The following is a 7,502-nucleotide window of genomic DNA, read 5'->3' on the forward strand; positions in this document are numbered from 1 at the left end:
TATCGAAAAATTTCAATAAGGTAGTTTCTTCCTGGTTGCCTGAGAGAAACGTCGTAAAGAAAAATAACCATTCATTCAATTTTATAAAATGAAGAGGAGGATTTGCTCATGATAAAATCAAGACTTTGCGACCTGGTGGGGATCAAGTATCCCATCATCCAGGCTGGAATGGGACCTTTCGGGACCAACCAGTTATGCATTGCCTCGGCCAACGCCGGGGTGCTCGGCCTGATCAGTTCGAGCGGTATAGCTTCCAAGGATACCCAACCGGAAATCTATGATTATTTCTGCCGGACCGGCGGCGCCAATCCGGCGGACGATGCCGAAACCATTTTACGGACCATCTATCAAAAGACCCTGGAGCAGACCCGGGAAAAGCAGGGCATCTTCGGGGTCAACGTCATGGTGGCCGCCGAAATGCGGGACATCGCTCAAGTGATCGTCAACACCATGATGAAGGTCCGGGAAGAGGACCCGGAAATGAAAAAACGGTTCAAGGTCCTGGTGACCTCGGCCGGCGATCCCCTTCCCTGGTCGGAGGCGGTCAAAAAGACCGATCTGATCTGGATGCACGTCATGCCTTCGGTCAAGGCCGCTTTGCGCTGCAAAAAAGCCGGGGTCGACGTGATCGTGGCTTCGGGCCATGAAGGCGGCTTCCATACCTCCTGGGAACCGGTCCACTCCATGATCCTGCTCCCGGCGGTGACCGAGGCCGTGTCCGACGAGAAAACACTGGTTGTTGGCGCCGGCGGCTTCTGCGACGGCAAAACCCTGGCCGCCTCTTTGGTCCTGGGGGCCGATGGGGCCCAGATGGGGACCCGGTTCCTGGCCACGGAGGAAAGCGATTTTCATCAGATGTGGAAAGAAGGCGTGGTGGCCGCCGGAGACCGGGGAACGTTGGTGGCCCGTGGATTTGTCGGGCCGGCCCGTTGGTTGAAGACACCCCGGAGCATCGAACACCAGAAAAACACCTTGCAAAAGTCCCCGGGCGTTTTTTTAGGAGCGCCGGACGATTACACTACCATTGATATGTCTTTGATCAATTTCGAGATCGAATCCATCAATGCCGTCTACAAGGGCGACAAGGAAAAGGCCCTGCTGGCCGCCGGCGAGTCGGCCCAGCGGGTCACCGATTTGCCCAAGGTCTACGACCTGGTCCAGGTGTTCGTCACCGAAGCCGAAGGGATTCTTTAGAGCGTCCAAACCAAATTCTTAGCCTAAACGATTCCATGTAGATAAAAGCCGGGAGCCATTCTCCCGGCTTTTTTTATCAGGGAGCTTTGCACCCTGACCCACAATCTTTGAGCCCGGTGAATTAATAAATTCAGTAACATTCCCCAGGGCACGCTTTCCGCAATTCAGTTCCCCCATTCCGAAATCCGCATTCCGAAATCCGAAATTTTTATCTGTCCCCTATTCTTTCAATACCAAAAATAACGGCATTATCAGTATCGGGACATTGCAATTCCCTTTTCCTGTTAATCCAGTCATGCTCCGGTGTTTCCCGGCAATAGGCGGTCAGATAGGGAAGAAGGGCAGGCAAGGCATACATGCAGAGCCCATTCGGTTCCCCGGCCTCGATCATCAGGCCGCCCCTGACAAAAAAATAATCCCCCTTCTTATACCCCGCGGCGCAGGATCCTTTGACCGATTTAACGGTGCACTTGACGTCAAACATGGCCCTATCCTCCTCTTTCCTTAGACGGTCGAATGCTTTTTAACTAACCTCTCATACCCGGTGAGGCACCACAAATCATGAAAATAAGTCTTCAAGAGGCTATCGGCAAGAGGCTATGGGCAATAGGCAAAAGGCAAGGTACAGGGTTCAAGGCTTTCCCCTTGCACCTTGAAACTTGCATCTTGCAACTCTATTCTTTGACTGACCCATCGATCCCCGACCCCCGACCCCCGACCCCTGAATGCTATTTTCGTGTTAAGCGCTCATGCCCGGGTCGGGCACTACGAAGAATGAAAATGTCTTTCGCCGACCCCCGATCCCTGATCCCCGATCCCTGAACGTTATTTTCGTACTAAATACTTAAGACCCTTTTCAGATCAATCCCATATTTTTTCATCCGATTCCAGACCGTGACCCGGTTAATCCCCAAAACACGGGCCGTTTGGGATTGATTGCCCTTGCATTGCTGCAAGGCTTTGATTAGGGCCGTTTTTTCCCCCGGTTCATCGGAATTTGGTTCAGAGATCATAAATTCATCAACCTCCAGAAAACTGTTGGCTTGCAGCGGAGGCCGGATTGACTCGGGAATGGGCGGCTTCGGTTCGACAATGTTGGAAGGCAATTGGTCCCGATCGATTAAGCCCTTCTCGGCGATAACAAAGGCATATTCCAGAGCACTTTTTAGTTCCCGGACATTTCCGGGCCAACGATAATTCATAAAACAATCCATGGCGGCCGATGACAGACCGTTAATTTTTTTCCCGGTTCTCAACCGCAGCCGACGGACAAAGGTATTGACCAGCAGGGGGATATCCTCAGACCGTTCCCGTAAGGGGGGGAGATGGATAGGAAAAACGTTGATGCGGAAAAAAAGGTCATCGCGGAATTTTTTTTGGGCGATTAATTCCTCCAGGTTTTTATTAGTAGCTGTAATGATGCGGACATCCACCGAAATGGGATGGTGATCCCCGACATGCTCAAATTGCTTGGTCTCCAGAACCCGGAGCAATTTGACCTGGACGGACAAAGGAACATCTCCGATTTCATCCAGGAAAATATCCCCCCGGTTGGCTGCTTCAAAGCGACCCTGTCGATGGCGGTAGGCTCCCGTAAAGGCGCCTTTTATGTGACCGAATAGTTCACTTTCCAGCAAGGCTTCGTTTAAAGCAGCGCAATTGAACTGGACGAAGGGTTCATTTTTTCTTCTGCCCAATTGATGGATGGCCCGGGCCACCAGTTCCTTTCCGGTGCCGCTTTCCCCATAGATGATGACCGGAGCCTCGCTGTTGGCGGCCTTTTGAACCACATCGAAGAGTTTTTGCATAGGGTTTGACTTGCCCAGCATACCGTGAAATCCGACGTCCTCCTCCAATTGCCGGGAGAGGAGTCCTACTTTCTGGTCCAGTCGTTCCAGTTCCGAAAGATCCGTCAGGATTTCCACAGCACCCAGCGCCACCCCCTTTTCGTCCTTTAAGACGGCGGCGTTTTTCAGGGCCGGCACGTAAGAACCGTCCTTAATCATCAGATGACAACGGCATTTTAATACCTGGCCCTCCACGAATAACCGGCACCAGGCCTTTCCCGATCCCTTTAAGTTCATTTCACAGGCATCACAGTTCAATATCGTGCAGGGCCTTCCAATAACTTCTTTGGAGGTATATCCGGTGAGGCGTTCAAAGGCTTCATTGACCATGATAATGGTCCCATCCGGGCCGACCAGCATGAAGCCTTCACTCATGGTATTGACGATCTTTTTCCAGTAGCGATTGATTTCCTGTTCGTTCATTTCTGTTGTCCTTGTTTAATCACCTGTTTAATAATTTAAACAGTTGTTTAGATACCATCAATGGCTTTCCAATGCAAGAAGAAAAAGATTATTTTATTTTTAGTTTACATTTCAGTTTGTTATAGATATGGGACCTTTTTTTTGGACTTAGGCATAAAGGTTGCAAATAAAGGGCGAGTAATAAAAATTACCTCTCTAATTAATCGAGGCGGTCCAAATGCTTTCAACAGCGCAACTCGACCTTTCCGGGATTTCCTGGCCGGTCTGTCTGCTCAAGTTTAAACAGAACCTGCTGGCCTTAAAGGCAGGCGAGAGGCTGGAGGTTTTGGGACAGGATCCCGATGTGGCCGATCATATTGTCTTGATCGTGGATCGGTCCGAAGACAGGGTCATCGACCGTCAAATAGATGGGGAACGATTTAAGTTATGCATCCAAAAAGGATAGGGCTTGCCCTGAGAATTGGCTATGGAGATAAACAGAAGGCTCTTTTTTAAAATTTCGGGATCATTGGCGGCCGCTTCCTTAGTCGGCAGGGACCATTCCGCTCAGGCCGCCAAGACCCCTTCCCCTTCCGCAGAGGCTTATGGCTGCCTGGTGGATACGACCCTGTGTATCGGGTGCCGTATGTGTGAACAGGCCTGTAACGAACGGCAGCGGCTTTCCAAGCCCCGGGAATCCTTTGAAGAACCGGCGGTCCTGGAAAGAATGCGGCGGATGGATGAAACCTCTTATACCGTGATAAACCGCTATGGCCGGAAAGAGACCAATCCTTCGGCCTTGAAAAACCCGCAGACCTTTGTCAAATTTCAGTGCATGCATTGCCAGGACCCGGCCTGTGTTTCGGCCTGCATCGTGGGGGCCCTCACTAAGGAGTCCTCCGGACCGGTGACCTATAATGTCGGAAAATGCATCGGCTGCCGATACTGTATGATCGCCTGTCCATTCCAGGTTCCGGCCTATGAATATCACAATCCCTTGACCCCTGAAGTACGGAAATGTACCTTCTGCTTCAAAGATATCAAAGAGGGGAGATTGCCGGCCTGCGTTCAGATTTGCCCCCGGGAGGTGATCACCTTCGGGAAAAGATCGGAACTGCTCCATCTGGCCGGCTGGAAGATCAGAACCCACCCCGGCCGGTATCAGGAACGGATCTACGGGGAAAAGGAAGTCGGTGGGACTTCCTGGCTCTATCTGGCCTCCGCGCCTTTTGAGTCCATCGGTTTCCCCAGGCTGGGCACCGAGGCCCCGCCCAGGCTGACCGAGGCCATTCAACATGGTCTGTTTCAGTCTTTTGCCGCACCCCTGGTCCTGTTTGCCGCTTTAGGCGGGGTAATGGGATTGACCGGATATCTGAATAACAGAAAAGAGAGATCGAAAGCCGCCAAACCGCCGGAGAAAGGAGACAGGCCGTGAGCCATGTGATTGCCTCAGCACCGGTTACCGGAAAGAAGTTTTTGACTCCCGGCGTGATGGGTTTGCTGTCCTTGATGGCCCTGGGATTTTTCTTTTTCGCCGCCCGCTTTCTTTTCGGCATCGGCCAGGTGGCCAATCTGAACAATCAATTCCCCTGGGGTATCTGGATCGGGATCGACGTGGCTTCCGGGGTGGCCCTGGCCGCCGGGGGGTTTACCACCGGGGCCATGGCCTATGTTTTCAACCGCCGCCAGTACCAGGCCGTTATCCGTCCGGCCCTGCTGACAGCCATGCTGGGCTACACCTTTGTGGTCCTGGGACTTATGGTGGATATCGGCCGGTATTGGAATATCACCAGCCCCATGTTCAATTGGAACGGAAACTCCGTTCTGTTTGAAGTGGCCATCTGTGTCATGATCTATTTAAACGTCCTGTATATTGAATTTATTCCCATTGTGATCGAGCGTTTTAAGGGCCGTGTCCATCTCCCCGGTTCTCTGGCCGGTCTGAACAAGGTCCTGGAAAGGCTTCTGGCCCTGGCCGACACTTTGCTGGGCAAGGTCATGTTTGTTTTTATTATTGCCGGAATCGTCCTGTCCTGTCTGCACCAATCCAGTCTGGGCTCTTTGATGCTCATTGCCCCCTATAAGGTCCATCCCCTCTGGTATACCCCGATTCTGCCCCTTTTGTTCCTGCTTTCGGCCATAGCCGCCGGATACCCCATGGTAACCTTTGAATCCATTCTGGTCTCCAGGTCCCTTAACCGCCGGCCGGAGATGGAGGTGCTGACCCCCTTAGCCAAATTCATGCCCATTTTTATGGGAACCTATCTGTTTTTTAAGATAGGGGACATGATCGTTCGGGGTACCTATGTTTATCTTTTTGAGGGCACCTACCAGACTAACGCCTTTATCGTCGAGGTCCTTTTCGGAGTCATCCTGCCTTTTGGCCTGGTCTTGTTTAAAAAGGTCCGTGCTTCGGCCGGGTGGCTTTTTTTGGCTTCAACCATTTTTGTGCTGGGTATTCTTCTTAACCGCATCAACGTCTTTCTGGTCAGTTATGCCCCGCCCTATAAGATAACGGCCTATTTCCCGGCCCTGGGGGAGATCTTTATCACCTTAGGGCTGATCGCCACGCTGATGTTTCTGTACCGGGTTTTTGTTTTTATTTTCCCTGTACTTGGGAGCCATCCGGCCAAGGGGACCTCAACCGTCTTTTTAGTATTGGCCCTTTCTGTCTCCCTCTTTCTCTCTGACCGAATTGGGGCCGAAGAAATTATTGACTATGGAGCGAAAAAAGCAAAACCGGTATTTAGCGGGGTCCGGCCAACCGTTGCTGATGCCCCCAAGGTCCGCCCTTTAAACAGCCCGGTCATTAATCAATACAGCGACCTTTATGAACCGGTGCCTTTTAAGCACGAAAAGCATCTCAAAGTGGTTAAGGACTGTACTGTTTGCCATCATCGACAACCGCGGGAAAAAGGGGATAGGTATGGGGAACCGTTGAAGATGACCGATCTCCGGCGGATTCAAAAACTCCCGGTAAGCTGTTCCACCTGCCATGAGCGGCCCTTTAATCCCCGGCAGATCCATGTGCCGGGTTTGAAAGGGGCCTATCATCAGCTTTGCCTGGACTGCCACCGGAAATCAGAACGGCCCCTGCCGGTCAATAAACCGGCCCTAAGTAAAGCCGCGGTGCAAGGCCCGACAATCCCAGGCCCGAAGCAACGGCCCCTTGCCGATTGCCTGACCTGTCATGCCAAGAAGGGGACAGCCCCGGGGAATTTAGCCAACATAACCAAACCAAAGGAATTTTAAATTCTTGAGTTCTTATAAGTTAGCAATTAGTCTTCCAGGCCGTCACCCCGTCGAAAGCCGGGGTCCAGCAGGAATTCTTGTGGCCTGGGTTCCAGTTTCCACGGAATGACGAAAATGGGCTTCCAGAGCTTATCTAACAAGTCCATCAAAACTAAAAAGGAGATTTCGCTATGAAAAAGAGAATAGTTCCAGTTTTCATCGTTTTTATTCTGTTGATCGGTTCCTTGGGGTTGAGTTTGGCCCAGGACAACGGCAATGCCCGCAAAGGAAAATTCCTTTTCCGAAAAAATTGCCGGACCTGCCACGTTGCCGGGGGCAGTGCCAAAGAATTAGGCCCAAACAGTAAGACCCAGGCTGGGTGGGATGAGGTCTTTAAAAACATCGACAAGTTGAAATGCAAGGACCAATGGGCCGTTCTTTCCGAAAAGGATAAAACGGATATGTATGCCCAGCTCTGGGGCCATGCCTTCGATTCTCCCTCGCCGGAAAAATGCGAGTAAAGGGGGTTTGGAGTTTCGTCTATGTCGACAGCTAATGAAAAAGGCTTGACCCGCCGCCAGTTCCTGCAGTTTTCCGGAATGGCCGCGGCGGCCACCCTGGGGGCACCTCGGATTCTGCATGCCTTGGTTCCTTCGATCGGAAACCAGGTCGGGGGCCAAGTGCGAAGAGTGCCCTCCATTTGCGATATGTGTCTCAATAAATGCGGCCTTATCGCCAGAGTGGAAAAAGGGGTGGTTCAGAAACTCGATCCCCACCCCAACTTCCTGAAATCCAGAGGTATGTTGTGTGCCAAGGGAAACGCAGGGA

The 7,502-nt window shown here is 51.7% G+C and carries 8 protein-coding genes; 6 read left to right on the forward strand and 2 right to left on the reverse strand.

Translation table 11 applies throughout. The features are described 5' to 3' along the window. Positions 1-108: 108 nt before the first annotated feature. Positions 109-1,194: a nitronate monooxygenase gene (locus HY879_04555; GenBank protein MBI5602606.1), complete on the forward strand. Its 1,086-nt coding sequence runs from the start codon at positions 109-111 to the stop codon at positions 1,192-1,194. A gap of 208 nt (positions 1,195-1,402) precedes the next feature. Here HY879_04555 and HY879_04560 read toward each other — a convergent pair whose 3' ends face one another. Continuing rightward, positions 1,403-1,678, reverse strand: coding sequence for a TIGR04076 family protein (locus HY879_04560; GenBank protein ID MBI5602607.1), 276 nt, complete (start codon positions 1,676-1,678; stop codon positions 1,403-1,405). Positions 1,679-2,030: 352 nt separating this feature from the next. Next, the gene (locus HY879_04565) at positions 2,031-3,464 is read right to left on the reverse strand and encodes a sigma 54-interacting transcriptional regulator (GenBank protein MBI5602608.1); all 1,434 of its coding nucleotides are present in this window, start codon (positions 3,462-3,464) and stop codon (positions 2,031-2,033) included. 217 nt (positions 3,465-3,681) lie between these two features. Here HY879_04565 and HY879_04570 point away from each other — a divergent pair, with 217 nt between their 5' ends. The 5 genes from HY879_04570 to HY879_04590 form a co-directional block, all read left to right on the forward strand. Next, a complete protein-coding gene (locus HY879_04570; GenBank protein MBI5602609.1) occupies positions 3,682-3,909 on the forward strand; it encodes a sulfurtransferase TusA family protein in 228 nt (75 codons plus the stop codon). A 21-nt stretch (positions 3,910-3,930) separates the two neighbouring features. Continuing rightward, positions 3,931-4,878, forward strand: coding sequence for a 4Fe-4S dicluster domain-containing protein (locus HY879_04575; protein ID MBI5602610.1), 948 nt, complete (start codon positions 3,931-3,933; stop codon positions 4,876-4,878). Then, positions 4,875-6,695 carry a Ni/Fe-hydrogenase cytochrome b subunit gene (hybB, locus tag HY879_04580; GenBank protein ID MBI5602611.1) on the forward strand — a complete coding sequence of 607 codons (1,821 nt, stop codon included), beginning with the start codon at positions 4,875-4,877 and terminating at the stop codon, positions 6,693-6,695. The genes HY879_04575 and hybB overlap by 4 nt, the downstream gene beginning before the upstream one ends. A 170-nt stretch (positions 6,696-6,865) precedes the next feature. Next, positions 6,866-7,195 carry a cytochrome c gene (locus HY879_04585; GenBank protein MBI5602612.1) on the forward strand — a complete coding sequence of 110 codons (330 nt, stop codon included), beginning with the start codon at positions 6,866-6,868 and terminating at the stop codon, positions 7,193-7,195. 21 nt (positions 7,196-7,216) lie between these two features. Continuing rightward, a partial coding sequence (locus HY879_04590; GenBank protein ID MBI5602613.1) for a twin-arginine translocation signal domain-containing protein occupies positions 7,217-7,502 on the forward strand: 286 nt, incomplete at its 3' end.

The organism is Deltaproteobacteria bacterium (genome assembly GCA_016219225.1).
GTDB lineage: Bacteria > Desulfobacterota > RBG-13-43-22 > RBG-13-43-22 > RBG-13-43-22 > RBG-13-43-22.

Coding starts and splice junctions, on each gene's coding strand:
- HY879_04555 (MBI5602606.1), top strand. CDS start 109: ATGATAAAATCAAGACTTTGCGACCTGGTGGGGATCAAGTATCCCATC.
- HY879_04560 (MBI5602607.1), bottom strand. CDS start 1,678: ATGTTTGACGTCAAGTGCACCGTTAAATCGGTCAAAGGATCCTGCGCC.
- HY879_04565 (MBI5602608.1), bottom strand. CDS start 3,464: ATGAACGAACAGGAAATCAATCGCTACTGGAAAAAGATCGTCAATACC.
- HY879_04570 (MBI5602609.1), top strand. CDS start 3,682: ATGCTTTCAACAGCGCAACTCGACCTTTCCGGGATTTCCTGGCCGGTC.
- HY879_04575 (MBI5602610.1), top strand. CDS start 3,931: ATGGAGATAAACAGAAGGCTCTTTTTTAAAATTTCGGGATCATTGGCG.
- HY879_04585 (MBI5602612.1), top strand. CDS start 6,866: ATGAAAAAGAGAATAGTTCCAGTTTTCATCGTTTTTATTCTGTTGATC.